The sequence below is a fragment of the Streptosporangium brasiliense genome (assembly GCF_030811595.1).
GTDB classification, from domain to species: domain Bacteria; phylum Actinomycetota; class Actinomycetes; order Streptosporangiales; family Streptosporangiaceae; genus Streptosporangium; species Streptosporangium brasiliense.
Window position 1 is genome coordinate 3221511 of sequence record NZ_JAUSRB010000002.1, and the last position, 26819, is coordinate 3248329.

The 26819-nt window shown below is 72.8% G+C and carries 19 protein-coding genes; 12 read left to right on the plus strand and 7 right to left on the minus strand.

All coding sequences use genetic code 11. The features are described from left to right. Window positions 1-35 precede the first annotated feature (35 nt). The 3 genes from J2S55_RS23495 to J2S55_RS23505 all read right to left on the minus strand — a co-directional run bounded on the left by J2S55_RS23495 (window position 36) and on the right by J2S55_RS23505 (window position 6154). Window positions 36-2468 (minus strand): protein kinase domain-containing protein, encoded by a 2433-nt coding sequence (locus tag J2S55_RS23495; RefSeq protein WP_306864862.1) that lies wholly within the window; start codon window positions 2466-2468, stop codon window positions 36-38. A 258-nt stretch (window positions 2469-2726) separates the two neighbouring features. Continuing rightward, window positions 2727-4898, minus strand: coding sequence for a serine/threonine protein kinase (locus J2S55_RS23500; RefSeq protein ID WP_306864864.1), 2172 nt, complete (start codon window positions 4896-4898; stop codon window positions 2727-2729). 101 nt (window positions 4899-4999) lie between these two features. Next, window positions 5000-6154 carry a S8 family serine peptidase gene (locus tag J2S55_RS23505; protein ID WP_306864867.1) on the minus strand — a complete coding sequence of 385 codons (1155 nt, stop codon included), beginning with the start codon at window positions 6152-6154 and terminating at the stop codon, window positions 5000-5002. 198 nt (window positions 6155-6352) lie between these two features. On the opposite strand from J2S55_RS23505, the gene J2S55_RS23510 reads away from it, so the two are divergent. The 9 genes from J2S55_RS23510 to J2S55_RS23550 all read left to right on the plus strand — a co-directional run bounded on the left by J2S55_RS23510 (window position 6353) and on the right by J2S55_RS23550 (window position 17628). Beyond that, window positions 6353-7357, plus strand: a complete 1005-nt coding sequence (locus tag J2S55_RS23510) for a methionine synthase (protein WP_306864870.1) — start codon at window positions 6353-6355, stop codon at window positions 7355-7357. Window positions 7358-7502: 145 nt separating this feature from the next. Next, window positions 7503-9683: an NAD-dependent DNA ligase LigA gene (ligA, locus tag J2S55_RS23515; protein ID WP_306864872.1), complete on the plus strand. Its 2181-nt coding sequence runs from the start codon at window positions 7503-7505 to the stop codon at window positions 9681-9683. 128 nt (window positions 9684-9811) lie between these two features. Beyond that, window positions 9812-11893 (plus strand): putative bifunctional diguanylate cyclase/phosphodiesterase, encoded by a 2082-nt coding sequence (locus tag J2S55_RS23520; RefSeq protein WP_306864874.1) that lies wholly within the window; start codon window positions 9812-9814, stop codon window positions 11891-11893. 153 nt (window positions 11894-12046) lie between these two features. Further along, on the plus strand, window positions 12047-12346 hold the full coding sequence (gatC, locus tag J2S55_RS23525) for an Asp-tRNA(Asn)/Glu-tRNA(Gln) amidotransferase subunit GatC (protein WP_306864877.1): 300 nt from the start codon (window positions 12047-12049) through the stop codon (window positions 12344-12346). Then, window positions 12343-13833 carry an Asp-tRNA(Asn)/Glu-tRNA(Gln) amidotransferase subunit GatA gene (gatA, locus tag J2S55_RS23530; protein WP_306864879.1) on the plus strand — a complete coding sequence of 497 codons (1491 nt, stop codon included), beginning with the start codon at window positions 12343-12345 and terminating at the stop codon, window positions 13831-13833. Before gatC ends, gatA begins: the two co-directional genes overlap by 4 nt. 39 nt (window positions 13834-13872) lie before the next feature. Beyond that, window positions 13873-14961, plus strand: coding sequence for an AAA family ATPase (locus tag J2S55_RS23535; protein ID WP_306864881.1), 1089 nt, complete (start codon window positions 13873-13875; stop codon window positions 14959-14961). Beyond that, window positions 14958-15536, plus strand: coding sequence for a hypothetical protein (locus tag J2S55_RS23540; protein ID WP_306864885.1), 579 nt, complete (start codon window positions 14958-14960; stop codon window positions 15534-15536). The genes J2S55_RS23535 and J2S55_RS23540 overlap by 4 nt, the downstream gene beginning before the upstream one ends. Before the next feature lie 14 nt (window positions 15537-15550). Continuing rightward, window positions 15551-17038 (plus strand): Asp-tRNA(Asn)/Glu-tRNA(Gln) amidotransferase subunit GatB, encoded by a 1488-nt coding sequence (gene gatB / locus J2S55_RS23545; protein ID WP_306875541.1) that lies wholly within the window; start codon window positions 15551-15553, stop codon window positions 17036-17038. Window positions 17039-17259: 221 nt separating this feature from the next. After that, window positions 17260-17628, plus strand: coding sequence for an SH3 domain-containing protein (locus J2S55_RS23550; RefSeq protein ID WP_306864887.1), 369 nt, complete (start codon window positions 17260-17262; stop codon window positions 17626-17628). Window positions 17629-17783: 155 nt separating this feature from the next. Here J2S55_RS23550 and J2S55_RS23555 read toward each other — a convergent pair whose 3' ends face one another. Genes J2S55_RS23555 through J2S55_RS23565 form a run of 3 tightly spaced genes read right to left on the minus strand, consistent with a single transcriptional unit; the run spans window position 17784 to window position 20791 of the window. Beyond that, window positions 17784-19283, minus strand: coding sequence for a tripartite tricarboxylate transporter permease (locus J2S55_RS23555; RefSeq protein WP_306864889.1), 1500 nt, complete (start codon window positions 19281-19283; stop codon window positions 17784-17786). Continuing rightward, window positions 19284-19820, minus strand: a complete 537-nt coding sequence (locus tag J2S55_RS23560; RefSeq protein WP_306864892.1) for a tripartite tricarboxylate transporter TctB family protein — start codon at window positions 19818-19820, stop codon at window positions 19284-19286. Then, window positions 19820-20791: a tripartite tricarboxylate transporter substrate binding protein gene (locus tag J2S55_RS23565; RefSeq protein WP_306864895.1), complete on the minus strand. Its 972-nt coding sequence runs from the start codon at window positions 20789-20791 to the stop codon at window positions 19820-19822. Before J2S55_RS23565 ends, J2S55_RS23560 begins: the two co-directional genes overlap by 1 nt. 179 nt (window positions 20792-20970) lie before the next feature. On the opposite strand from J2S55_RS23565, the gene J2S55_RS23570 reads away from it, so the two are divergent. The 3 genes from J2S55_RS23570 (at window position 20971) to J2S55_RS23580 (ending at window position 25598) form a co-directional block, all read left to right on the plus strand. Beyond that, entirely contained in the window at window positions 20971-22719 is a 1749-nt protein-coding gene (locus tag J2S55_RS23570) for an ATP-binding protein (RefSeq protein WP_306864899.1), read from the plus strand. Then, window positions 22716-23387, plus strand: a complete 672-nt coding sequence (locus J2S55_RS23575; RefSeq protein ID WP_306864902.1) for a response regulator — start codon at window positions 22716-22718, stop codon at window positions 23385-23387. The genes J2S55_RS23570 and J2S55_RS23575 overlap by 4 nt, the downstream gene beginning before the upstream one ends. A 90-nt stretch (window positions 23388-23477) precedes the next feature. Then, window positions 23478-25598 (plus strand): VanW family protein, encoded by a 2121-nt coding sequence (locus J2S55_RS23580; protein ID WP_306864905.1) that lies wholly within the window; start codon window positions 23478-23480, stop codon window positions 25596-25598. A 96-nt stretch (window positions 25599-25694) separates the two neighbouring features. Here the strand turns inward: J2S55_RS23580 and J2S55_RS23585 are convergent, their stop codons facing one another. Next, on the minus strand, window positions 25695-26798 hold the full coding sequence (locus J2S55_RS23585; RefSeq protein ID WP_306864908.1) for a PQQ-dependent sugar dehydrogenase: 1104 nt from the start codon (window positions 26796-26798) through the stop codon (window positions 25695-25697). Between the last annotated feature and the right edge of the window lie 21 nt (window positions 26799-26819).

The window sequence follows — 26819 nt, forward strand, 5'->3', positions numbered from 1 at the left end:
GGGGGACGGCCGAGGACTCGGCCGTCCCCCGAGTCTCATCCGCAGTTCGCCCAGTCGGAGCCGGTGCTGCCGCCGGGGCCGCCGCCGGAGAAGCGGACGCACTTGCCCTTGGCGGGCAGGATGACCGGGCCCGCGTAGTACTCGAAGTTGCCCCGATCGGTCCTGCTCCCGCCGCCCTGGACTTCCAGGGTGGCCCAGACCGAGGTGGCGGTGCCCACACTGGCGGTCTTCATGGTGACCACGCAGTTGGAGCCGGTGGCGGAGTTGTAGAGCTGGTAGGTGGTGCCGCCGTTGAAGGAGCCGGAGCGCTGGACGGCGAAGCCGGCTCCGCAGACCTGCTGCGGGGTGTAGGGATTGGGACGCGAGGGCGGCGGTGTCGTCTTCGTCGGCTTCGGCGCGGCGGCGGTCGGCTGCGCCGGTTTCGGCGCGGCGGTGGTGGGCTGCGCCGGCTTGGTGGGCTGCGCGGTCCTGGTGGGCTGCGCGGTGGCCGACTTGGTCGGCTGCGCCGGTCTGGTGGGCTGTGCTGACTTGGTGGGCTGCGCGGTCCTGGTGGGCTGCGCGGTCCTGGTGGGCTGCGCGGTGGCCGTCTTGGTCGGCTGCGCCGGTTTGGTGGGTTGGGCCGTCCGGGTCGGCGCCGGGGCCTGCGTGGGCTTCCGCGTCGGCGTGGGCTTCTGCGTCGGCGTGGGCTTCTGCGTCGGTCGGGAGGTCGGCTTGGACGTACGGCCGGGCTTGGGGGTCCGGGGGCTCCTGGCCGTGTTCTTGGCCGTGTTCTTGGGCTTCGAGGTCGGCGCGGGCCTGGCGTCGGCCTTGCGCGTCGCCGCCGGCGCCGTGGGGACCGGGGCCGGGATCGTGGGCACCGGGAGCGGAGGCGGGGTGACGGGCGAGGTCATCGACGTGGTGGGGGGCGTCACCGCCGGGGCCTCGGTGTTCAGCCGCAGCGGCCCGACGTCCGGGACCTGCGGGCCGGTCGTGGTGGCCCAGGGCACGGTCACCTTGTCCGACGGCCCGTCCCCGCCCGCCGGCCCGCCCCCGATGTCCTGGCTCTGACCTGATGGCCGGGCCGGTTCCTGGCCCGCCGCGACCGGGACGACACCGGAGACCCTCTCCTCGGCGGCCGCGCGTCCCACGTCGCCGAGGGAGGCGTAGCTCCCGGCGGCCCAGAGCCCGAGCCCGGACAGCAGGACGACCACGCCGGCGCAGGCGGCCAGCACGACGGGGAAACCGCCGCGCTTCGGCCGGTCATCGGCCGGCGCGGCCGCCGCCGGAGCGGGCACGTCCACCGGAGGGACGGCCCCCGGCAGCGCCGGAGCCCCCCAGAGGGGCAGCGCCGTCGGCCGCGGCGGCCCACCGGCCGCGCCCGGGAGAACGGCCGTCTCACCGGGACCGGCCGCGTCCGCGAGGAAGGGCCCGCCCGGCGCCTGGGAGCCGGCCGTACGGTCACCGCCGGAGAGCGCGGGGCCCGCCGGCTCCTCGCCGAGGAGGCGGAGCATGGCGGCCTTGGTGTCGGGGCGTTCGTAGGGGTGTTTGTCGAGGCAGGCGGCGAGGAGGGGGGCGAGTGTGGCGGGGACGCCGGTGAGGTTGGCGGGGCCGTCGAGGACCTTGCCGGGCTGTCTGTCGAAGGGGTGCTGTCCGGTGGCGGCGTAGGCGATGGTGGCGGCCCAGGCGAAGAGGTCGGCGGGCCGGCCGGACCCGGTGCCGGGAGTCGCGACCGGGGCACCGGGGGCCGAGGCGGAGCCGGAGTCCGGGGCGGGAGAGCCGGATGCGGCTCCGGGACCGGAGTCTGTGGCGGCGGTGGCGGGGGCGGATTGTGCGGCGGGGCCGGGGTCCGAGGCGGCGGGACCGGAGTCTGCCGTGGCGGGGCCGGCGGCGGAGTTGGCGCCGGCGGGGCCGGGGTCCGAGGCGGCGGCACCGGAGCCTGCGGCGGGGGTGAGCCCGGCGAGCAGGAGTTCGGGGGCGCGGTAGTCGGGTTCGGGGCCGGTGGTGCCGAGGCCGATGTCGCAGACGCGGGGTCCGTCGGGGGCCAGGAGCACGGTGTCGGGGGTGAGGGCGCCGTGGGTGAGGCCGGACAGGTGGATGGCGGTCAGCGCGGTGAGGGTGTTGACGGCCAGGCGTTCGAGGGCGTCGCCGGTGAGGGGTCCGTCGTCGGTCACGGTCTGGTGCAGGGAGCGGCCTTCGACGTGTTCGCGGACGATGTAGGGGGAGTCGTCGGACCAGCCGACTTCGATGAGTTTGACGGTGTGGGCGCCGGAGACGCGTTTGGCGGCGTGGAGCGTGTTGGTGATCTGCTCGCGGATCTGGGGGGTGGCCTCCGGGTGGGGGGCCAGCACGCGGATCACGCGCAGGGTGTCGTCGTCGGGTAGGTGGCCCAGGTAGACGGCCTGTTGAGGGTCCTGGCTGAGCCGCCCGACGAGGATGTGAACACCGACGCGTTCTGGATCTTCGGGCAGTAATGGGTTCAAATCCCCCATTGCATTCCTTCCACCTCAACTACCGCTAAATGTCGCGATCGTTTGATCTAGCATCATTCAACCAAATCTGTCCCACCCGAATAGCCGGTTTCAGACGTCAACTTCGACTCGACTCGGCCACGGCTTCCGGTGAGTGCGCGCAAGGACGTCGAAGGCCCCCCTCGTCGTGCCTGAGGGGGGCCTCCGGTGGAACGTGACCGGCTCCGGCGCGGACGCCGGTCCGGTCAGCCGACGCCTGGCCTCACCGGGCCGTGGGCGTCATCCGCAGTTCGCCCAGTCGGCGCTGGTGCTGCCGCCGGGGCCGCCGCCGGAGAAGCGGACGCACTTGCCCTTGGCGGGCAGGATGACCGGGCCCGCGTAGTACTCGAAGTTGCCCCGATCGGTCCTGCTCTCACCGCCCTGGACTTCCAGGGTGGCCCAGACCGAGGTGGCGGTGCCCACACTGGCGGTCTTCATGGTGACCACGCAGTTGGAGCCGGTGGCGGAGTTGTAGAGCTGGTAGGTGGTGCCGCCGTTGAAGGAGCCGGAGCGCTGGACGGCGAAGCCGGCTCCGCAGGCCTCCTGCGGGGTGTGGGGGTTGGGACGCGAGGCTGCGGGGGGCGGTGCGGACGGCGTCGGCGTCGGGGTCGGGGTCGGGGTCGGGGTCGGCTTGAAGGTGGGCCTGGCCGTCGTGAAGGTCGGCGTCGGCTTCGGGGTGAAGGTCGGCTTCGGGGTGAAGGTCGGCGTCGGCCTGGGCGTCGGAGCCGTCTGCGTCGGCTTCGGGGTGGGGGTCGCCGACGGCTTCGGCGTCGGAGCCGTCGGCGTGGCGCTCGGGGTGGGCGTGGCGGACGCACTCGGCGTCGGCGTCGTGGGCGCGCTCGGCGTCGGCGTCGCGGGGACGCTCGGGGTGGGCGTGGCGGACGCGCTCGGCGTCGGCGTCGGCGGCTGGCTCGGGGTGGGCGTGGCCGTCGGGGCCGGGGTCGGCTCGACCGTCGGGGTCGGCGTCGGCGTCGGCGTCGGGGGCGGGGTCGGCGTCGGGGTCGGCGTGGCGCTGGTGCTGGCCGCTCCCCTGGTCGGGGCGGTCGTCGGCACCGCCGGTCCGGTGGTCGCCGGGATGGGAGGCGGGGTGACGAACGACGTCATCGACGGGACCGGCGGCGAGATCGTCGGGACCTCGGTGTTCAGCTGCAGCGGCCCGACGTCCGGGACCTGCGGGCCGGTCGTGGTGGCCCAGGGCACGGTCACCTTGCCGGTGTCCGCCGGGTCGTCCCCGAGGCCCTGCCCGTCGCCCTGCGCCTGCGACTGGTCGACCAGCCCCAGGGTCGCGTGGGGCGCCGCCCCTTGGGCGGATGCCCGTTCCGCGTCAAGGGAGGTGTATCTCCCGGCGGCCCAGAGCCCGAGCCCGGACAGCAGGACGACCACGCCGACGCAGGCGGCCAGCACGACGGAGAAACCGCCGGTCTTCGGCCGGTCCTTGGTCTCCGCCGTCACCTGCAGCACGACCGGCCCCTGCACGGGGGGAGCGGCGTCCCGGGGGAGCGGCGGAGCGCCCCAGCCGGGTGGCGCCGCCGGCTGCGGGGCGGTGGCGCCGGGCTGCTGCGGCACGGCGGGCAGCGGCCCGTCCTGCCAGTCGCCGTCCCCGGTGATCCGGATCGCCGGCTCCTCGCCGAGGAGGCGGAGCATGGCGGCCTTGGTGTCGGGGCGTTCGTAGGGGTGTTTGTCGAGGCAGGCGGCGAGGAGGGGGGCGAGTGTGGCGGGGACGCCGGTGAGGTTGGCGGGGCCGTCGAGGACCTTGCCGGGCTGTCCGTCGAAGGGGTGCTGTCCGGTGGCGGCGTAGGCGATGGTGGCGGCCCAGGCGAAGAGGTCGGCGGGCCGGCCGGGGTGGGGCGGGACGCCGCCGGGGGGCGGTCCGGCTTCCGCGCGCAGGAGTTCGGGGGCGCGGTAGTCGGGTTCGGGGCCGGTGGTGCCGAGGCCGATGTCGCAGACGCGGGGTCCGTCGGGGGCCAGGAGCACGGTGTCGGGGGTGAGGGCGCCGTGGGTGAGGCCGGACAGGTGGATGGCGGTCAGCGCGGTGAGGGTGTTGACGGCCAGGCGTTCGAGGGCGTCGCCGGTGAGGGGTCCGTCGTCGGTCACGGTCTGGCGCAGGGAGCGGCCTTCGACGTGTTCGCGGACGATGTAGGGGGAGTCGTCGGACCAGCCGACTTCGATGAGTTTGACGGTGTGGGCGCCGGAGACGCGTTTGGCGGCGTGGAGCGTGTTGGTGATCTGCTCGCGGATCTGGGGGGTGGCCTCCGGGTGGGGGGCCAGCACGCGGATCACGCGCAGGGTGTCGTCGTCGGGTAGGTGGCCCAGGTAGACGGCCTGTTGAGGGTCCTGGCTGAGCCGCCCGACGAGGATGTGAACACCGACGCGTTCTGGATCTTCGGGCAGTAATGGGTTCAAATCCCCCATTGCATTCCTTCCACCTCAACTACCGGTAAAGCTGCTAATAAGTTGATCTATAGCTATCAAAGCAAAGGAGCGCCCTGTAGTTCACTGATTTCACAGGTCTTTCACGTCCCGTTATCCGGAGCCCCCGCCCGCCACCTGCGGCTGCGCCCCAAAGGAATCGTGAGGCTACCCAGGGTCACCAGGGCGACCGCGGCGAGCGAGATCAGGGCGATCCGCGTCGCCATCGCGATGCTCTCGGCGTTCTCCGGCGGAGCGTGCCGTATCGCGTCGGCGGGCAGGGGCGCGGGCTCGGGCGGTGCGAGCGCCACCGTCTCCGAGTGCAGGATCGCCGAGATGGCCAGCAGCGGGTTGATCATCCCCGCGCCGGTCCCCTTCCCGGCGCCGCCGTTGGCGGTCAGCGCGATGCGCCGCCCCACCTCCTCGTTGGTCAGGTCCCGATAGCGGGAGCGGACCAGCGCGACGACCCCGGTCACGTACGCCGCCGCGTAGCTGGTGCCCTCCAGGTTCTCCTGGTAGAGGCTGCCGGGCCAGGTGCTGGTGAGCCCCGTGCCGGGGGCCAGCACGGTGATGGGCGTGACGGGGTTGGAGGAGTCGGCCCTGCGCCCGTCGGGGGCGGCGGAGCCGACGGACACGACTCCGGGGTAGGAGGCCGGATAGGCGGGCGCGGGGGAGCCGTCGTCCTTCTCGACGTTGCCCGCCGCGGCGACCACCACCACGTTCTTGGCCAGCGCGTAGGCGGTGGCGTTGCGCAGGTCGGGGTTGTCGCTCGCCTGGGCGGACACGTTGATCACATCGGCGCCGAGCTGGACGGCCTTCACGATGGCCAGCGCCAGCATCTTCACGTCTCCCCGGCCGTCGTCGGTGTGTTTGACGGAGATCAGCTTCACGTCCGGCGCCACCCCGGTGAACAGGACGCCCCTCATCGGGGTCGCGGCGATGATGCCCGCCACCTCCGTGCCGTGGCCGAAACAGTCGCGTCCCCCGGTGCCGGTGACCTCCTCCGCGGTGCCCTGCTTCAGCTGGGGGTGCCCGGTGTCCAGACCGCTGTCGACGACCGCGACGGTCACCCCCGCGCCCCTGGTCAGCCGCCACGCCTCGGGCAGGTTGAACCGCCGCTGGGCCCAGGACTCCCCGATGCTCGTCGTGCCCCGTCCGGGCGCGCACTTGTCGGGCTCGGCCGCCCCGGCCGCCGGAACCCCCGCGGCCCCGACAGTCAGCAGCACCGACACCGCGACGAGCGCCCGACCGATCATCATGCGTCCCCCAAGGCGGGTGAATAACCGGCAAAACCCTACTCAACTTGATCAAGTTCCGTCACCGCGGGGACGGATTCTCCCGGCGGAGGTGGCACCCGGCGGTCCTAAGCTGGCTGTCGTGAACGAGCGAAGCAGGCGAGCCGGCGCGCACCGGGGCGACCGCTCACGTCCCCTCGGCGGGCGCGGCCGGGAGCGGACATGAGCGGATATCCGTGGGGTGAGGCGACCGCGACCGGCATCGGGTCGCACCCAGGGACGGATCACGCGGAGGCGCTCAGAGTCGTCTTCGGCGAGCTGCCCGCACTCCCGTATCTACCGGAGCTGCCCGCGCGCGGGGTGGGCGCCGACATGGTCGGGCGCACCGCGTCGCTGCTGGTGGAGCTCCCGGTGGAGGTGCAGCCGTCCGGCTGGCGGTTCACCGACCGCCCGGGACGCGACTCCAAGCGGGCCCGCGACCACCTCGTCCGGGATCTCGACGCGCTGGAGGAGACGGCCCAGGGATACGAGGGACCCTTCAAGATCCAGGTGTGCGGGCCGTGGACCCTGGCCGGGGCGGTCGAGCTGCGCCACGGCGACAAGACGCTCGCCGACGACGGGGCCGTGCGCGACCTGGTCGACTCCTTCGCCGAGGGGCTCGCGGCGCACGTCGCCGACGTGCGCCGCAGGGTGCCGGGCGCCTCGGAGATCGTGCTCCAGCTCGACGAGCCCGGGCTGCCGGGCGTCCTGGCGGGCACGGTGCCGACCGCGTCGGGCTTCGGGCGGCTGCCCGCCGTCGAGGTCCCCGTCGCCACCGAGCGGCTCAGGGCGGTGCTGCCCGCCGGGGCGTTCACGGTGGTGCACTGCTGCGCCCCCGACGTGCCCTTCGACCTGCTGCGGACGGCGGGCGCCGGCGGCGTGTCCGTGGACGCCTCCCTGCTGCGGCGGCGCGACGAGGACGCGATCGGCGAGGTGATCGAAGCCGGCATGGCGATCCTCCTCGGCGCCGTGCCCGGCGTGGACTCCCGGCTGCCCGACGTCGGCGTGGTCGCCAAGCCCGCCGTCGAGCTCTGGCGCCGTCTCGGCTTCCCCGCCGCCACCCTGGCCTCGCAGGTCGTGCTCACCCCCGCCTGCGGGCTGGCCGGAGCCTCGCCCGCCTACGCCAGAGCGGCTCTGGCCAGGTGCCGGGAGGCGGCCCGGGTGCTGAGGGAGGACCCCGGCGAGTGACCGCTCCCTCCCGGCCGGCCCGGCGACCCGGATCGGCCGGTCCCCGGCGGGGAGGGTCTGCCATCTCCGGGTAAGGCCGCCGCGCGATGTCGGTCCCCGGCGATAGCGTTTCCCTTGGCTGTACGGATGAGGGGAGAGCCGGGCGATGAGCGCTGAGGTCGAAGGTGTGCCGGTGGCGGCGTTGGATCGGCACGCGGAGCTGGCCGAGCTGGTCGAGGAGGCCAACTGGCGCTACCACGTGCTCGACTCGCCCACCGTGAGCGACGCCCAGTACGACACGTGGATGCGGGAGCTGCGCCGGATCGAGGACGACCACCCGACCCTGCGCACGCCCGACTCGCCCACCCAGAAGGTCGGCGCGCCGATCTCCACCGATTTCACGCCGGTCGCCCACCTGCAGCGGATGGAGAGCCTGGACAACGCCTTCAACGCCGACGACCTCGCCTCCTGGCAGTCGCGGGCCGAGCGGCTGGCCGAGCGGGACCCGGCGCCCTATCTGTGCGAGCTGAAGATCGACGGCCTGGCGATCGCCCTGGTCTACGAGAAGGGCCGCCTGGTCCGGGCCGCGACCCGGGGTGACGGCCGCGTGGGCGACGACGTGACGGCCAACGTGCGCACCGTCGCCGGCGTGCCGCACCGTCTGGTCGGCGACGACGTGCCCGAGCTGGTGGAGGTCCGGGGCGAGGTCTACCTGCCCGTCGAGGGGTTCGCCAAGCTCAACGAGCAACTCGTCGAGGCGGGCAAGGCGCCCTTCGCCAACCCGCGCAACGCGGCGGCTGGCTCGCTGCGGCAGAAGGACCCGCGGATCAGCGCGCAGCGCCCGCTGCACATGATCGTCCACGGTGTCGGCAGGTGGGAGGGGCCCGCCCTGCCCCGGACCCAGTCCCAGGTCTACGAGCGGCTGCGGGAGTTCGGCCTGCCGGTCAGCGATCTCTACAAGGTCGTCGACGACCTCGACGGCATCAACGCCTTCGTCGAGTTCTACCGCGAGCACCGCCACGACCCCGTCTACGAGATCGACGGCGTCGTGGTGAAGGTGGACCGCATCGAGCTCCAGCGCAACCTGGGCTCCACCAGCCGGGCGCCCCGCTGGGCGATCGCCTACAAATACCCGCCCGAGGAGGTCAACACCAAGCTTCTGGACATCCAGGTGGGGGTCGGGCGCACCGGCCGGGTCACGCCGTACGGCGTCATGGAGCCGATCGTCGTGGCCGGCTCCACGGTCGAGCGCGCCACGCTGCACAACGGCTCGGAGGTCGCGCGCAAGGGCGTGCGCGTCGGCGACACCGTGGTGCTGCGCAAGGCCGGCGACGTCATCCCCGAGATCGTCGGCCCGGTCGTGGACCTGCGCGACGGCACCGAGCGCGAGTTCGTGATGCCGACGCACTGCCCGGAGTGCGGCACCGAGCTGGCCTACGAGAAGGAGGGCGACGCCGACCTGCGCTGCCCCAACACCCGGGCCTGCCCCGCCCAGCTCCGCGAGCGGCTCTTCTTCGCCGCCGGGCGCAGGGCCTTCGACATCGAGGGCCTGGGCTACGTGGCGGCCACCGCGCTGACCCAGCCGCTGCCGCCGCAGGAGCCGCCGGTCCGCACCGAGGCCGACCTGTTCGACCTGACCATCGAGCGGCTGCTGCCGATCCGGTCGGTCGTCCGCGATCCCGACACCGGCCTGCCCAAGACCGATCCGGAGACGGGCGAGCCCAAGGTCGTCTCCTTCTTCGCCAACCAGAGCGGCGAGCCCAGCAAGAACGCCGAGAAGATGCTGGAGGAGCTGGAGAGGGCCAAGGACCAGCCGGTCTGGCGGGTCCTGGTCGCTCTCTCCGTCCGGCACGTCGGCCCGCCCACCGCCCAGGCCGTCGCCGCCGAGTTCCGCTCGATCGACGCGATCGCGAGCGCCTCGGAGGAGGAGCTCGCCGCGGTCGAGGGCGTCGGCCCGCGGGTGGCCGCCGCCATCCACGACTGGTTCCAGGTCGACTGGCACCGGGAGATCGTCGAGCGGTGGAAGGCCGCGGGGGTCCGGATGGAGGACGAGCCGCCGGCCGAGCAGCTCCCGCAGACCCTGGCGGGGCTCACCTTCGTGGTGACCGGCACGCTGGAGGACTTCACCCGCGACGAGGCCGGCGAGGCCCTCGCGGCCCGGGGCGGCAAGGTGTCGGGCTCGGTGTCGAAGAAGACCTCCTACGTGGTGGCGGGCGAGAACGCCGGATCGAAGTTCGACAAGGCGGTCAAGCTCGGCGTGCCGATCCTCGACGAGGAGGGCCTGCGGGTCCTGCTGGCCGAGGGGCCGGAGGCGGCGGCCGCGACGGTGGTCGCGCCCGAGGAGTGAGGACGGACGGGAGCCGTGGCGGGGGGCGGATGTCGGAATGAGCGGTAACGGAACGTGCGCAACCGGTTTCGCGAAGTGGCCCAGAGGCCGTACTCTCCCATAGTGAACTAATGGGGGTTTTGTTACTCATGGCCGACCCAAACGACACACGCGACACCGGGCCGCGTGTGGGCTCACCCCTGTGGGCCTACCTCGCCGCCGTCATCACGATCGGGTCCACCGCCCTCGTCGCGGCCCAGTGGTGGATCAGCCCGCAGGCGCTGGCCGACACCGCCCGCAGCCCGCTGTTCTGGATGCTGACGGTCCTGGTCGTCCTGGGCGAGCTGCGGCCGGTGCTGCTGTCGTCGTCGATCACGGTGGGCGGCACCTACCCGTCGACGATGTTCACCTTCGCCGCGCTGCTCCACTACGGGCTGCCGATCGCCGTGCTGATGCAGGCGGTCGGCATGATCGTCAACGGCGCCGTCACCCGCAAGGCGTGGCACCGGGTCATGTTCAACATCGCCCAGGCGACGCTGGCCTGCACCGCGGCCGGGGTGGTGCTCGCGCTGTTCGGCAACTCCCCGGAGCCCGGGGCCCCCTGGGTGCCCGAGGGGCCCGACATGCTCGCGATCGGGCCGGCCGGGCTCGCCTACTTCGTGGTCCGGGCGCTGCTGGTCTCCGGCGCGGTGGCGCTGCACGAGCGCCGCTCGATCAACCGGGTGATCAGGACCACGATCGGCCACCAGAGCCTGGTCTACGCCGGGCTGCTCGGGCTGGCCCCGCTGGTCGTGGTGGTGCTGAACCACTCCCCGGCGCTGGTGCCGCTGTTCGTCGCGCCGCTGGCCGCGGTCTACTTCACCGCCACCCTGTCGGTCCGCCGTGACCACCAGGCGATGCACGACGGGCTCACCGGGCTGCCCAACCGCAAGATGCTCGTGCTCAGCACCGAGGAGGCGCTCGCCGAGGCGCGCACGGGCGAGCGGGTCGGCCTGTTCCTGCTCGACCTCGACAGGTTCAAGGAGGTCAACGACACCCTTGGCCACCCGGTGGGCGACCGGCTGCTGCAGATCGTGGCGCACCGGCTCACCCACAGCGTACGGCCGGGCGACGTGGTGGCCCGGCTCGGCGGCGACGAGTTCGCGGTGCTGCTGCCCTCGATCAGGGACGCCGCCGCGGCCCGGGAAGTGGCCGCGCGGCTGCGGGTGGCCCTCACCGAGCCGGTCCGCCTGGAGGGGATGACCTTCGATCTGGACGCCTCGGTCGGCATCGCCCTCTACCCCGATCACGCGCCCGACTTCGAGCTGCTGCTGCAACGCGCCGACGTGGCGATGTACCTGGCCAAGGAGGGGCGGACCGGCGTCGAGCTCTACGTCGCCGACAAAGACCGCAACAGCCCCGAACGGCTCAACCTCATCGGTGACCTGCGCCGGGCCATCGACCGCTCCGAGCTCCGGCTCCACTACCAGCCCAAGCTCGACCTGGCCAGCGGGCAGGTGCGGGGCGTGGAGGCGCTGCTGCGCTGGCGGCACCCCGAGCGGGGGATGATCTCCCCGGCGGAGTTCGTGCCGATGGCCGAGCAGTCGTATCTCATGCGGCACCTCACCCAGTACGTCATCGACGCCGCCCTGGAACAGGCGGCTCACTGGTGGCACACCGGCCTGCACGAGCAGATCTCGGTGAACGTCTCCGCCCGCGACCTGCTCGACTCCGCCCTCCCCGACCGGCTGGAGGCCGGCCTGGCCCAATACCGGCTGCCCCCCATGGCGATCCAGCTCGAGGTCACCGAACGCATCCTGATGACCGACCAGGCATACACCGCCGACGCCGTCCGCGCCCTGACCTCTCTGGGCGTGCCGCTCGCGCTGGACGACTTCGGCACCGGCTACTCCTCGCTGGTCCGGCTGCAGCGCCTGCCGGTCTCCGAGGTGAAGATCGACGCCTCGTTCGTCCGCAGGATCTGCGAGTCCAAGGACGACGAGCGGATCGTCCGCTCCATCGTCGACCTGGTCCGCTCACTCGGCCTGCGCTCGGTGGCCGAGGGCGTCGAGTCGGCCGAGGTGGCCGCCTGCCTGACCGCCATGGGGTGTGATCTCGCCCAGGGCTGGCTGTTCGCCGAGCCCATGCCCGCCGTCGACGCGACCGTCTGGCTCCGCAGGCAGCGTGACCCGGCCACGCCCGCCCTCCGTTTCCTGAACCCCTCCGAGGTTCTCGACCCGCAGACCGCCTAGCGCTCCGGTGACACGCTGAGACCGCGGCCGGGATCCGCGCCGCCGGGCGGGCCCCGGGTGGCCACCGCGACGTCAATGGGTCAGGCACGTTAGGTCACGAGCCCTAAGATGACAGTGTCCAATTGCCATTCCACGAAACGGGTTCAACGACTCATGTCCGCCATAACCCGCGACGAGGTCGCTCACCTCGCCCGGCTGTCCCGGCTGGCGCTGGCCGATGAGGAACTCGACCACTTCGCCGCCCAGCTCGATGTGATCATCGGTGCGGTCGCCCGCGTCGCCGAGGTGGCGGCCGACGACATCCCGCCCTCCTCGCACGCGCTCCCGCTCACCAACGTCTACCGCCCCGACCAGGTGCGGCCCGGCCTGGCGCCCGACAACGCGCTGTCCGAGGCCCCGGCGGTCGAGGACGGCCGCTTCCGTGTTCCGCGCATCCTCGGGGAGGAAGCATGAGCCTCATCCACAAGTCCGCCGCCGAGCTCGGCGCGCTGGTCGCGAGCGGTGAGGTCTCGGCCGTCGAGGTCGCCCAGGCCCATCTCGACCGGATCGCCGCCGTCGAGCCGCAGGTCAACGCCTTCCTGCACGTCGAGGCGGAGACCACGCTGGAGCAGGCGCGCGCCGTCGACGCCCGCCTGGCCGCCGGGGAGAACCCCGGCCCGCTGGCCGGTGTGCCGATCGCGCACAAGGACGTCTTCACCACCCTCGACATGCCGACCACGGCCGGATCCAAGATCCTTGAGGGCTACCGCCCGCCGTACGACGCCACCGTGACCCGCCGCCTGCGCGAGGCCGGGCTGGTGATCCTCGGCAAGACCAACCTCGACGAGTTCGCGATGGGCTCCTCCACCGAGAACTCGGCCTACGGCCCCACCCGCAACCCGTGGGACCTGTCCCGGGTCCCGGGCGGCTCCTCCGGCGGCTCGTCCGCCGCGGTCGCGGCCTACGAGGCCCCGCTGTCCACCGGCACCGACACCGGCGGCTCGATCCGCCAGCCCGCCGCGGTCACCGGCATCGTCGGCATGAAGCCGACCTACGGCGGCTCGTCCCGCTACGGCCTGATCGCCTTCGCCAGCTCCCTCGACACGCCGGGCCCCTTCGCCCGCAACGTCATGGACGCGGCGCTGCTGCACGAGGCGTTCTCCGGCCACGACGTCATGGACTCCACCTCCATCGACGCCCCGGTGCCCTCGGTCGTCGAGGCGGCCCGCATCGGTGACGTGGCCGGGCTGCGCATCGGCGTGGTCAAGGAGTTCGGCGGCGACGGCTACCAGCCGGGCGTGCTCGCCCGCTTCCACGAGACCGTCGAGCTGCTGGAGTCGCTCGGCGCCAAGGTCGTCGAGGTCTCCTGCCCGTCGTTCACCACGGCCCTGCCGGCCTACTACCTGATCGCGCCGTCGGAGGCCTCGTCCAACCTGGCCCGCTTCGACGCCATGCGCTACGGCCTGCGCGTCGGCGACGACGGCACGCGCAGCGCCGAGGAGGTCATGGCGCTGACCCGGGCCGCCGGGTTCGGCCCCGAGGTCAAGCGGCGCATCATCCTGGGCACCTACGCGCTGTCCAGCGGCTACTACGACGCCTACTACGGCCAGGCGCAGAAGGTCCGCACGCTGATCGCCCGCGACTTCGACGCGGCCTTCCACCAGGTGGACGTGCTCGTCTCGCCGACCACGCCGACCACGGCGTTCCCGATCGGCGAGCGCGCCGACGACCCCATGGCGATGTACCTCGCCGACCTGTGCACCATCCCGACCAACCTGGCGGGCAACGCGGGCATCTCGGTGCCGTGCGGCCTGGCGGACGAGGACGGACTGCCGGTCGGCCTGCAGGTCATGGCCCCGGTGCTCGGCGACGACCGCTGCTACCGGGTCGCCGCCGCGGTGGAGAAGGCCCTCGAAGACCGCTGGGGCGGCAGCCTGCTGTCCAAAGCCCCGGCACTGTAGGGCTTTCGAGGCGATAGGGCGACTGGGGGGAACGGCGGCATGATCACTCGGCTCGAGATCGACGGGTTCAAGTCCTTCTTGAACTTCGTCCTCGACGTGCCGCCCTTCCTCGCGCTGGTCGGCCCCAACGCCAGCGGCAAGTCGAACCTGTTCGACGCCGTCGGATACGTCGCCGACGAGATCGCCGGATCCGGCGGGCTGCTCGGCGCGCGCCGCGGGCTGCCGGGGGAGCAGTTCCACCGGGTCGCGCGGGGCACTCCCGTCCCCGGGTTCGTCGTCTCGGTGGAGGCCCTGGTCTCCCCGGAGCCCGGCGCGCTGCTGCCGGTCCGGTTCGACGTGGGCGCGGAGATGGTGCTGCGGATCCCCCGGTCCAGCGGGGCCGTCATCAGCCATGTGGCCCACCGGCTCCCGGAGGAGCTGCTGGAGTTCATGGTCGAGGACCCGGAGCCGGAGATCACGCCTCGCCGTACGGTCCAGTCGTGGCACCGTTACGCCCTGTCGCCGGCGGCCATGCGCCGCCGGTCCTGCCCGGCCGGCGGCGGGCCGCTGGCCGCCGACGGCGCGAACCTCGCCGCGGTGCTCGGGCGGATGGCGGGCTCGGCGGCGCTGGCCGACCTCGTGGTCGACCTCGCCGGTGTGGTCCCCGACGTGGTCGGGCTGGTACCCCGGGCCGACCGGGAAGAGTGCTCCTTCGACCTGGTCGTCGACGGCCAGGGAGCGGTGCCGGCCCCGCTGCTGTCGGACGGGACCCTGCGCGTCCTCGGCCTGCTCGCCGCCCTGCACGACCCCGACCACCCCGGCACCCTGCTGGTGGAGGAGATCGAGAACGGCGTGCACCCGGGCCGCCTCGGCGAGCTGATCCGCCGGATCCGCCGGCGGATCACCGAGCCCGGAGGGGCGGACCCGTACCGGCAGGTGATCCTCACCAGCCACTCCCCGGTGGTGGTCGCCGAGACCTACCGGACCGACCCCGACGCGCTGACCTTCCTGGACACCGCGGTCCGCGTCGACCCCGACAAGGACCGGGTCTCCCGGGTGACCGTGGCCAAACCGGTCCAGCCGGACGGCGAGCCGGGCACGTTCGTCTCGCCCAGACAGGTCCGCAAATACCTGGGCGCCGCGGCATGAGCCGTCCTCTGGTCCCGGGGCTGGTAGCGGAGGGAGAGGCCGACGAGGGCTTCCTCGGCGCCGTCATCTCCCGGCAGCTCCGCGAGCTGACGTGGATGTCGCCGCACGCGGTCGACGTCGAGGCGACGGAGGTCGTCTCGTGCGGCCGGGAGCACATGGTCACGGCTCTGGAGGAGCTCGCGGCGGACTGCCATCTGCTCTTCACCCACGACGACATCCGGGAGCGCGGCAAGCCGGGCGGCAAGGCCGACGGCGTCCGCTACCACTCGCACTATCTCGTGCCGGTCATCGGCCTGGGAGAGACCGAGGGCTGGCTGCTGGCCGACCGCGCGGTGTGGGCCGCCCTGGAGGGCAGCGACCTCGGCCTGCTGCCCGCCCGGCCGCGTGACGTCGAGCGGATCACCGATCCCGGCCGGGTCCTGGCCGCGACCGTGCCCCGGAGGGGGAAACCCATCCGCGACTACTTCGAATACATAGGACGGAACATCGATCTCGCGGTCCTGGCTCAGGTGCCCTCGTACGCAGACTGGGTCGCCGAGACGAGGAACGCACTGAAGGGACTTGGTTACCTGTGAGCACCGAAACGCTCATGCCGTACGACGAGGCGCTGGAGCGCTTCGAGCCGGTGCTGGGCCTGGAGACCCACGTCGAACTGGGCACGGCGTCGAAGATGTTCTGCGGCTGCCCGACCACGTTCGGCGCCCCGCCGAACACCCACGTCTGCCCGGTCTGCCTGGCCCTGCCCGGGGCGCTGCCGACGGCCAACGCCGCGGCGATCGAGTCGACGATCCGCATCGGCCTGGCGCTCAACTGCTCGATCGCCGAGTGGTGCCGCTTCGCCCGGAAGAACTACTTCTATCCGGACATGCCGAAGAACTACCAGATCAGCCAGTACGACGAGCCGCTCTGCTTCGACGGCTACCTCGACGTCGAGGTGGACGGCAAGATCGTGCGGATCGAGATCGAGCGGGTCCACCTGGAGGAGGACACCGGCAAGTCCACCCACGTGGGCGGCGCGACCGGCCGCATCCACGGCGCCGACTACTCGATCGTCGACTACAACCGCGCGGGCATCCCGCTGGTGGAGATCGTCACCAAGCCGATCCCGGGGACCGACCGGCTCGCCCCCGAGGTCGCCCGCGCCTACGGCACCGAGCTGCGTGAGCTGATGCGCGGCCTCGGCGTCTCGGACGTGCGCATGGAGGAGGGCTCCATGCGCTTCGATGTGAACGTCTCCCTCATGCCGCGCGGGTCCTCGGAGTGGGGCACCCGGACCGAGACCAAGAACGTCAACTCGCTGCGCAGCGTCGAGCGCGCGGTCCGCGGCGAGATCGAGCGCCAGGCCGCGATCCTGGCCGGCGGTGGTCGGATCCTGCAGGAGACCCGCCACTTCCACGAGAACAGCGGCACCACCACCTCGGGCCGGTCCAAGGAGGAGGCGCAGGACTACCGCTACTTCCCCGAGCCGGACCTGGTGCCGATCGCCCCCGACGTCGCGTGGGTGGCCTCGCTCAAGGCCGCCCTGCCGGAGCTGCCGAACGCCCGGCGCAAGCGGCTCCAGCAGGAGTGGGGCGTCTCCGACCTCGACATGGCGGCCATGCACAACGCCGACGCCATCGGCCTGGTCGAGGCGACGGTCGCGGCCGGCGCGCCGCCGGCCGACGCCCGCAAGTGGTGGATGGGCGAGCTGGCCCGCCGGGCCAACGAGGCGGGGGTCCCGCTCGGCGAGCTGTCGATCACCCCGGACCAGATCGCCCGGGTGTGCGCGATGGTCGCCGGGGGGGCGCTGAACGACAAGCTGGCCCGCCAGGTGCTGGAGGGTGTGCTGAACGGAGAGGGCTCCCCGGACGAGGTGGTCGCCGCGCGCGGCCTGCAGATCGTCAATGACGAGGGCGAGCTGATGGCGATCATCGACCAGGTCCTGGCCGACAACGCCGCCGCCGCCGACAAGGTCCGCAGCGGCAAGATCGCCGCGGTCGGCGCTCTCGTCGGCGGTGTCATGAAGGCCAGCCGCGGCAAGGCCGACGCGGGCCGGGCCCGTGAGCTGCTGCTGGACAGGCTCGGCGTCTCCGAGTAGCCGTCCGGACGCCCACGGGCGGTCCGGGCCTTCCCGGACCACCCCGCGGGCGGACCGCGGAGGCCCCGCCGATCGAAAGATCGGCGGGGCCTTTTGTATGTGGTAATTCTCATTTTTAATATCACGCACATATTGACGCAATTATTGATTACTTGCACAGTGATCACGTCAGTCACCCTTTTCTCTGTGGCGCTGTCCAGCCCCTCAGGATCGGAGAACGCGTGAAAAGGCATTTGGCGCTCGTGGCCGTGGTGCTGGCCGTCGCCGGCGGGACGCTCGCGACCGTCACCCCAGCTCAGGCCGGTGCTTCCGGCTTCTCGGCGGCTCTCGGGGTGGATGCTGTCATCATCGCCGACGGCGTCCGCCTGCGCTCCACCCCCGGCGGCCCGTACGTGATCGGTCTTCTCTACTACGGCGATTACGGCCAGATATTGGACTCCTCCAGCGGCTGGTGCAAGTTCCGTCTGGGCGGCAGATCGGCCTCCGGGCTGCCGGCGGGGACCACGGGATGGGCCTCCTGCTCCTATTTCGCCAGAGAGGACGGCCGGCGCCTGGCTGAGGAGCCCGTCGACACCTTGGAGCAGCGGTAGCCCCGGCCGGACCGGCGGCCCCGCCGATCCCCGGCACGGCGGGGCCGGCCCCGGCGCCGCCGGGCACGTGCTCAGCGTCCGTCCAGGCGGGCGCCCGGCGTCCACCCGGGCACGTGCCCGGCATCCGTCCAGGCGGGTGCCCGGCGTCCGGACGGCTACGCGGCGCGTGACGGGCGGGTGACCAGCTTCCTGACCAGCGGGGCGGCCAGCACCAGCAGCGACACGGCCAGCAGCACCGCCGCCACCGGGCTCTTGACCAGGACCGTCACGTCGCCCGCGCCGATGGCCAGGGCCCGGCGGAGCTGGATCTCGGCCATCGGGCCCAGGATCATGCCGATCACGGCCGGGGCCACCGGGAGCCCGAAACGGCGCATCGCGAAGCCCAGCATGCCCAAGATGTAGAGGATGACCAGCTCCACCCAGGAGGAGTTGAGTGCGTAGACGCCCAGGACGGCGAACAGCACGATCCCCGCGTACAGGTAGGGCCGGGGAATGTGCAGCACCCGGGCCCAGAGCGGGGCCAGCGGCAGGTTGAGCACCAGCAGCATCGTGTTGCCGATGAACAGCGAGGCGACCATGCCCCAGACCAGCGCCGGGTTGTGGTCGAAGAGCTGGGGACCGGGCTGCAGGCCGTACTGCTGGAAGGCCGCCAGCAGGATCGCGGCGGTCGCCGAGGTGGGCAGGCCCAGGGTGAGCAGCGGGACGAGGGTGCCCGCCGCCGAGGCGTTGTTGGCGGCCTCGGGGCCGGCGACGCCCTCGATGGCGCCCTTGCCGTACTCCTCGCGGGCGGTCCCGCGGGCCAGGCGCTTCTCGATCGAGTACGACAGGAAGGTGGGGATCTCCGCGCCGCCACCCGGCAGCGCCCCGAAGGGGAAGCCGAGCGCGGTGCCGCGCAGCCACGGCCGCCAGGACCTCGACCAGTCGGAGCGGCCGAGGAAGGCCCGGCCCACCGGGGTGACCTCCGGCTCGCTGTGCCGCAGCCGGGAGGCGACGTAGAGCACCTCGCCCAGCGCGAACAGGCCGACCGCGACGATCACCACGTCGATGCCGTCGAGCAGCTGCGGCACGCCCAGGGTCAGCCGCGCCTGACCGGTCTGCTGGTCGATGCCGATCAGCCCGATGACCAGGCCGAGTCCCAGCGAGGCCAGCCCGCGCACGACCGAGCGCGACAGCACCGACGACACCGCGGTGAAGGCCAGGACGGCCAGCGCGAAGTAGTCCTCGGGGCCGAAGGAGATCGCGAAGTCCACCACCAGCGGGGCCGCGACGACCAGCAGCCCGGTGGCGATCGTGCCCGCGACGAAGGAGCCGATGGCGGCGGTGGCCAGCGCCTGGGCGGCCCGGCCGCGCTTGGCCATCTTGTTGCCCTCGAGCGCGGTGATCATCGAGGAGCTCTCACCGGGCGTGTTGAGCAGGATCGAGGTGGTCGACCCGCCGTACATGCCGCCGTAGTAGATGCCGGCGAACATGATGAACGCGCTGGCCGGGGGGACGGTGAAGGTGATCGGCAGCAGCAGCGCCACCGTCATGGCCGGGCCGATGCCGGGGAGCACGCCGACCAGCGTGCCGAGGGTGACCCCGACCAGCGCGTAGAGCAGGTTGACCGGGGTCAGCGCGGTCGCGAACCCCTCCATCAGGAGCTGGAACGACTCCACCTAGACCACCCCCGACAGCAGCCCCGCGGGCAGCGTCACGCCCAGGCCCTTGACGAAGGCCAGGTAGGTGACCGTGGACAGCACGATCGCGATCACACCCGCGTGCAGGCGCCGGGTGGCCCCGAGCACCACGGAGAGGCCGAAGAAGAGCAGCGCCCCCGCGATGATCCAGCCGAGCAGGTCCAGCAGCCCGGCGAAGGCCAGGAAGATCACGCTCACCAGCGCGACCGTCCGCCAGTCCGCCCGGGCGCCGGCGTCGACGTCCTCGCTCTCCTCGGGGTCGCCGTGGCCGCCCCGGATCACGTCGATCACGTAGCACAGCCCGATCAGCAGCAGCGCCGAGCCGACGAGGACCGGGAAGAACCGGGGCCCCAGCCCGAGCGAGGAGCCCGCGGCGCTGACGTCCGCGGTCCCCAGGATCACGAACGCGCCCAGCCCGAGGACGACCAGCGCCAGGACGAGCTCGGGCCGCCGCCATGAGTGCGCCGGGGCGGCGCCACGCTCGGTGGCGCCGGCCGGATCTTCGGTGGAGTACATCAGGAGACGAGTCCCATTTCCGCGATGATGGTCTTGACCTTGGCCTGCTCGGCCGCGAGGTAGTCGGCGAACTGCCGGCCGGTCTGGAAGGAGTCGATCCAGCCGTTCTTGGCCACCGCGTCCTTCCACGCCTGCGAGTCGTGCATCTTGGTGACCAGGTCGGTCAGGGTCTTCTTGGCGGCGTCGTCCAGTCCGGGCGGGGCCACGAACCCGCGCCAGTTGGCCAGCTCGACGTCCAGGCCGCCCTCCTTCAGGGTGGGCGCGTCGACGCTGTCGAGGCGGGCCGGCGAGGTCACGCCGAGGGCCCGGAGCTTGCCGGACTTCACGTGCTCGGCGAACTCGCCGATGCCGGAGACGCCCATCGCGACCTTGTTGCCCAGCAGCGCGTTGAGCGCCTCGCCGCCGCCGGAGTGGGCGATGTAGTTGACCTGCTTGGGGTCGATCCCGGCGGCCTTGGCCATCAGGCCCGCCACGATGTGGTCGGTGCCGCCGGCGGAGCCGCCCGCGATCGCGATCTTCGCCGGTCCGGCCTTCCACGCCGTCACCAGGTCGGCCAGCGACTTGTACGGCGAGGCGGCCGGGACCACGATGATCTCGTACTCCTCGGTCAGCTTCGCGATGGGCGTGGTCTCGGCCAGCGTGACCTTCGACCTGTTCTGCTCCACCGCGCCGAGCATGACCAGGCCCATGGTCATCAGCAGGTTGCCGTTGCCCTTCTCCCCGGCGAGCTGGGCCAGGCCGATGGTGCCGCCCGCCCCGGGGACGTTGTAGACCTCCACCTTGCGGGACGGGTCCGCCGAGGTGATGACCTGCTCCGCGGTGCGGGAGGTCTGGTCCCAGCCGCCGCCGGGCGAGGCCGGGGCCATGATTTTCAGCGTGCCGACGCTGGAGCCCGAGCCCGCCCCCGAGCCGCACGCGGTGAGGGCGGCGAGGGACAGGGCCGCCAGGGCGGCGAGTCTCCGAAGACGCATGGTCAACTCCAAACAGCTTGAAGAAAAGCGTGGTGAGGATGCTGAGCGTCCCAGGTAACGGTGTCGATCCTTTGCGAGCTTGCCGTCGTATCGGTCGTATTGGTCGCGCCGGTCACGGCCGCCGCGACCGCGCTGTTATCTCCAGCTGCTTTCATGGTCCCTGACCAGGGAGTTCACTCGTGCGACGCATTCTCAACGCCTCCCTCGGCACCCAGCTGTTCATGCTGCAGACGGTGATCGTTTTCCTCGCGGTGGGCGGAACGGCGGGCGTCTGGATGGAACACACCCGCAGCCAGCTCGACCGGCAGTACCAGCAGCGCGCGCTGGCGATCGCCGAGTCCGTCGCCGGGCTGCCCCAGGTCCGCGAGGCGTTCACCCGGCCCCGGCCGGAGGTGAGCCTGCAGCCGATCGCGGCGGGGGTGCAGGCGGCCACCGGCGCCGACTACGTGGTGATCGCCAACCGGGAGCAGATCCGCTACGCGCACCCCAACACGGCCCTGATCGGCAAGCGGCTGTCCACCGACGGCTCGGAGATCCTGACCAGCGGCCGGACCTGGACCGGCATCCAGACCGGCACCCTCGGCCGCTCCGTGCGCGGCAAGGCGCCGATCTTCGACTCCTCCGGCCGGGTCATCGGCCTGGCCTCGGTCGGGGTGCTCCAGGACACCGTCGCCGAGGAGCTCGGCTCGGCGCTGCCGCCGCTGCTGTGGACCGTGCTCGCCGTGCTCCTCGCCGGGTCGGCGGCCGCCGGGCTGATCGCCCGGCGGGTCCGCCGCCAGACCTTCGGACTGGAGCCCCGGGAGATCGCCGCCCTGCTCGAACAGCGCGAGGGCGTGCTGCACGGCGTGAAGGAGGGGGTGCTGGCCCTCGACCTCCAGGGCAGGGTGACGCTGGTCAACGACGCGGCCCGCGACCTGCTCGGTCTCTCGGCCCACGACGTCGGGCGGGAGCTGCGCGAGATGCCCCTGTCGGACCGGATGCGGGACGTGCTGGACGGCGCGGACCCCGGCGACGACCGGGTGGTGCTCCACCGCGACCGTGTGCTCGTGCTCAACCGGACCCCGGTGGCGGTCCGCGAGCAGCCCAGCGGTTGGGTGGTCACCCTGCGCGACCGGACCGAGCTGGTACGGCTGGCGCGCGAGCTCGACCAGGCCAGCAGCACGACCGACGCGCTGCGCGCCCAGGCCCACGAGTTCGCCAACCGGATGCACACCGTGGTCGGCCTGCTGGAGCTCGGCGAGCACGAGACGGCCGTCAACTACATCACCCAGACCTCCGAGGCCTACGGCCGGTACGCGTCCGGCATCCGGGAGAAGGTCGCCGACCCGACCCTGGCCGCGCTGCTGCTGGCCAAGTCGGCCGAGGCGGCCGAGCGGGGCGCGTCCCTGGTGCTCGCCGAGGACTCCAGGGTGGAGGAGGGCATGCTCGGCGACCCCCACGACGCGGTGCTGGTGGTGGGCAACCTGGTGGCCAACGCCCTCGACGCGCTGGATGAGGTCGGCGGCACGGTCGAGGTCTCGGTCCGCGCCGAGACAGACGGCCTGCACGTCCGGGTCGGTGACTCCGGGCCGGGGATCACTCCCGGCCTGGCCGAGGAGGTCTTCCGCGAGGGCTTCACCACCAAGATCGCACACGCGGGCCCGCGCGGCCTCGGCCTGGCCCTGACCCGTCAGGCGTGTTCGCGCCGGGGCGGCTGGGTGCGGGTGCACAACGCCGACGGCGCCGTCTTCACGGCCCTGCTGCCCCGGCGCGAGGACCCGGCCGGGACCCCGCCGCGGGCGGCCGGGCCGGTTGGGTGGGGAGACGACGGGCGGGCCGGGCGGGGGGACGACGGGCCGGCCGGGACCCCGCCGCGGGAGGCCGGGCGGGGAGACGACGAGCGGACCGGTGGGCCCGGCGGAACCACGGACCGGGGGGCGCCGCGATGATCCGCGTGCTCGTCGTGGACGACGACTTCATGGTGGCCAGGATCCACAGCGGCTACGTGGCCCGGGTGCCCGGGTTCACGGTGGTCGACGCCGTGCACACCGGCAGGGCGGCGATCGCGGCGGTCGCCGAGCACCGCCCCGACCTGGTGCTGCTGGACATCTACCTGCCGGACATGTCCGGACTCGACGTCCTCACGACGCTCAGGGGCGTGTCCCACCCGGTCGACGTCCTGGTGATCACCGCCGCGCGCGACGTGGACACGGTCCGCGCGGCCATGCGCGGCGGCGCGGTGAACTACCTGATCAAGCCCTTCACCGCCGGGGCGCTCACCGAGCGCCTCGGCCAGTACGCCGACACCCGCAGGCAACTGGCCGCCGTCGGGTCCGAGGTCCGCCAGGACGAGGTGGACCGGTTCTTCGGCGCGGCCAGGGGAGGGCCGCCGCCGCTGCCCAAGGGACTGTCGGCCACCACCTGCGGCCTGGTCGCCGACGCGCTCAGGGAGACCGGCACCGACGTGTCGGCGGCCGAGGCGGCGGCGCTCACCGGGCTGTCTAGGGTCAGCGCCCGCCGCTACCTGGAGTATCTGTGCGCGGCGGGCCAGGCCGAGCTGAGGCCGAAATACGGCACCGCCGGGCGGCCCGAGCACCGTTACCGGTGGACGGGCTGATTCGTTACTGCTTTTCGGGCCTCGGCCGATGGATCTGGTTTAGGGTTGACACCGGTAAAAATCGCAGAGCAGCAGGAGGTACCGGAGGCCGTGCGGAACGCCGGAGCGTCGATAGACCCACCGACGGACCCGTTCGCGGCGGTGCCCCTCCCCTCGCGCCCGGTCCGGCCGGGCGCCCGCGATCCCGGCCAGCCTCCCGGCGAGCGGCCCAAGGGCGGGTCGCGGCTCCCGCCGGGCGTCTCGCCCGACATCTTCGGCCCCTCCGGAGGCGACCGGCCCGGGGGACCCTCCGGGTTCGGCCGGCCCCCCGGGCCCGGCACCGGGCCGGCCGGGCTGCCGCCCGCGGCCGCGCCGCCCCAGCCCTGGCAGATGGCCACCCCGCCCGAGCGGCCCCTCCCGCAGCGGTCCCCGCGCGAGGAGCCCCCGCCCGGCGGTGACGGAGAGGCCCGGCAGCCGGATTCGCCCCGTTACGAGGATCCGCCGCGCCGTCGCCGGGGCCGCAGAATCGCCGTCGCCGTCACGCTCCTGCTGCTGCTGGCCGGCCTCGCCTACGCCGTACCCGCCGTCGTGATGTCCGGCAAGATGCTGCCCGGCACCCGCGTCCACGGCGTCGACATCGGCGGCCTGACCGCGACCGAGGCGGCCGACAAGCTCAGGGACCGGCTGCCCGGCGAGGCGGGCGAGCAGATGATCCTGCGGGCGGCGGGCAGGAAATACTCCATCGATCCCGGGAAGGCCGGGCTGGAGTTCGACGTCGTCGCCACCATCGACCAGGTCTCCAGCGGCTTCCCCACCCCGATGGAGGTCTGGCGGGCACTGACCGGCACCACCGAGCTGAGCCCCAAGGTCTCCGTCGACCCCGAGCGGATGCAGAGCACCGTCACGGCCCTGGCCAAGAAGATCGACCTCAAGGTCCGCGAGGGCGCGGTCACCTTCGAGGGCGTCAAGCCGGTCGCGGTGACCCCCCGCGACGGCCGTGAGCTGGAGCGGGAGGCCGCGGCCCGGGCCATCGGGAAAGCCTTCCTGGGGCCGGCCGGCGAGGTCGAGCTGCCCGTCTCGGTGATCAAGCCCAGGGTGACGGCCGAGGTCGTCAAGGAGACCGCCGCCGACGCGGACAAGGCCCTGTCCGGCCCGCTCACCCTGACCCACGCGGGCAGGCGGGCCCAGCTCCCGGTGGAGACCCTCGCCGCCCACCTGTCATTCGAGCCCGACAACTCCGGCGGCATGCGGCCGGTGTTCGACGCCACGAACGCGGTCGCGACCGTGGAGGGCAAGCTCGTCGACCCGGCCCTGGCCCCCCGGGAGCCCACCTTCCGGATCGTCGGCGCCAGGCCCGAGCTGGTCCCCGGCCGCAGCGGCAAGGGGATCGACGACGGCAGGCTCGCCGAGGACGTGGCGCGGCTGGTCGCCGAGGGCGGCAGCCGGACCGTCCCCGTCACCCTCACGACCGTCCAGCCCCGCATCTCCGAGGCCGAGGCGCGCAAGCTCGGCATCAAGGAGAAGGTCAGCGAGTTCACCACCCCGTACGACTGCTGCCTGCCCCGGGTGACCAACATCCGCACGATCGCCAAGCTCCTGGACGGCTACCTGGTCAAGCCCGGCGAGACCTTCTCGCTCAACGGCGTCATCGGCCAGCGCGACACGGCCCGGGGCTTCGTCCCGGCGCCGATGATCCAGGGCGGCCGGCTGGTCGACTCGGTGGGCGGCGGCATCTCCCAGTTCGTCACCACCATGTACAACGCGGTGTTCTTCGGCGGTTTCGAAGACGTCCAGCACGTGGCGCACGAGTTCTACATCTCCCGCTACCCGGCCGGCCGCGAGTCCACGGTCTCCTGGCCCGCGCCGGACTTCCGCTGGAAGAACGACTCCAAGTACGGCGTGCTGGTGAAGACCTCCTACACCGACACCGGGGTCACGGTCGCCTTCTGGAGCACCAAGCGCTACGACATCGAGTCGATCTCCTCCGAGCGCTACGACCTCACCCCGTTCAAGAGCGCGACCGACAGCGGCCCCGGGTGCATCCCGATGGCCGGCCAGCAGGGCTTCACGATCGACGTGACCCGGATCTTCAAGCAGGACGGCAAGGAGGTCAAGCGGGAGACGGAGAAGACCGTCTACAAGCCCGAGACCGACCTCAAGTGCGTCCCCGCCGCCACCCCCACCCAGGACGACCAGGCCGACACCCCCGCCCAGGACGGCCAGGACGAGTAGTCCCGCGGCCCGCCGGCCGCGCGCGGCGGTTCACGCACGCGCTCCCGGGGCCCGCAGGCCGTGCGTGCGGGGTACGCGCGGCCCGCCCCGCGGACGCTACGGCGTCACGACGAGAAGGCGGTCGTCTCCCGGGCGGGGGGTACCGCGGCCGTCCTTGTTGCTGGTGCCGATCCACAGAAGGCCGCCGGGTGCGGCGGCGACCGCGCGGAGCCTGCCGTACCGGCCCTCGAACCTGGCTACGGGGGTCCCGGCCGTGCCGTCGGCGGCGAGGGGGACCTGCCAGAGCCTGGCGCCGCGCAGGGCGCCGACCCAAAGGGAGCCGTCCGCGTAGGCCATGCCGGAGGGGGACGCCTCGTCGGTGCTCCAGGTGACGACCGGGTCGACGTAGCGGGAGCCGCCGCCGACGCCCTCGACCTCCGGCCAGCCGTAGTTGCCGCCCTTCCTGATGAGGTTGATCTCGTCGAACGCGTCGGACCCGAACTCGCTGGCGTACAGGCGGCCGGACGGGTCCCAGGCCAGGCCCTGGACGTTGCGGTGGCCGTAGCTCCAGATGACGTTCCCGAACGGGTTGCCGGGGGCGGGCCTGCCGTCCGGTGTCATGCGCAGGATCTTGCCGGCCAGCGAGCCGAGGGCCTGGGCCAGGGCCCTGTCCCCGGTCTCGCCGGTGGTGGCGTAGAGATATCCGTCGGGGCCGAAGGCCAGCCGGCCGCCGTTGTGGATGGCGCCCTTGGGGATGCCGTCGAGGATCACGGTGGCGCCGGTCAGGCTCCGGTCGTAGCGGTAGCGCACGATCCGGTTGTCCCGGGCGGAGGTGAAGTAGAGGAAGACCAAGCGGTCCTTCTCGAAGGTGGGGGAGACCGCCACGCCCAGCAGGCCGCCCTCGCCGTCGGGGCGGACACCGTCGACCGTGCCGACCTCGGTGGTCCTCCCGGCCGCGGTGACCCGCAGCAGCCGGGCGGTGTCGCGCTCGGTCACCAGGGCGTCGCCGCCGGGCAGGAACGCCAGCCCCCAGGGCACGGCCAGATCCTCCACCAGGGTGCGCGGCCGGCCGGGGGGAGCGCCGGTCACGGTGGCGGCCGGGGTCCGCGCCGTGTCGGCGGACCCGGCAGAGGGCGCCGAGCATCCTGCCGACAGCGCCGCCACCAGAGCCGCCACCAGGGCCGAGGCCGGGACGGGAGCCAGCTGTGCCATCCGGGACATGCGAACCTCCTCCTTCATTCA

Bases quoted from the DNA above. Each gene is read 5' to 3' on its own strand.
- J2S55_RS23495 (WP_306864862.1), bottom strand. From the start codon at position 2,468: ATGGGGGATTTGAACCCATTACTGCCCGAAGATCCAGAACGCGTCGGT.
- J2S55_RS23500 (WP_306864864.1), bottom strand. From the start codon at position 4,898: ATGGGGGATTTGAACCCATTACTGCCCGAAGATCCAGAACGCGTCGGT.
- J2S55_RS23505 (WP_306864867.1), bottom strand. From the start codon at position 6,154: ATGATGATCGGTCGGGCGCTCGTCGCGGTGTCGGTGCTGCTGACTGTC.
- J2S55_RS23510 (WP_306864870.1), top strand. From the start codon at position 6,353: ATGAGCGGATATCCGTGGGGTGAGGCGACCGCGACCGGCATCGGGTCG.
- ligA (WP_306864872.1), top strand. From the start codon at position 7,503: ATGAGCGCTGAGGTCGAAGGTGTGCCGGTGGCGGCGTTGGATCGGCAC.
- J2S55_RS23520 (WP_306864874.1), top strand. From the start codon at position 9,812: ATGGCCGACCCAAACGACACACGCGACACCGGGCCGCGTGTGGGCTCA.
- gatC (WP_306864877.1), top strand. From the start codon at position 12,047: ATGTCCGCCATAACCCGCGACGAGGTCGCTCACCTCGCCCGGCTGTCC.
- gatA (WP_306864879.1), top strand. From the start codon at position 12,343: ATGAGCCTCATCCACAAGTCCGCCGCCGAGCTCGGCGCGCTGGTCGCG.
- J2S55_RS23535 (WP_306864881.1), top strand. From the start codon at position 13,873: ATGATCACTCGGCTCGAGATCGACGGGTTCAAGTCCTTCTTGAACTTC.
- J2S55_RS23540 (WP_306864885.1), top strand. From the start codon at position 14,958: ATGAGCCGTCCTCTGGTCCCGGGGCTGGTAGCGGAGGGAGAGGCCGAC.
- gatB (WP_306875541.1), top strand. From the start codon at position 15,551: ATGCCGTACGACGAGGCGCTGGAGCGCTTCGAGCCGGTGCTGGGCCTG.
- J2S55_RS23560 (WP_306864892.1), bottom strand. From the start codon at position 19,820: ATGTACTCCACCGAAGATCCGGCCGGCGCCACCGAGCGTGGCGCCGCC.
- J2S55_RS23565 (WP_306864895.1), bottom strand. From the start codon at position 20,791: ATGCGTCTTCGGAGACTCGCCGCCCTGGCGGCCCTGTCCCTCGCCGCC.
- J2S55_RS23575 (WP_306864902.1), top strand. From the start codon at position 22,716: ATGATCCGCGTGCTCGTCGTGGACGACGACTTCATGGTGGCCAGGATC.
- J2S55_RS23585 (WP_306864908.1), bottom strand. From the start codon at position 26,798: ATGTCCCGGATGGCACAGCTGGCTCCCGTCCCGGCCTCGGCCCTGGTG.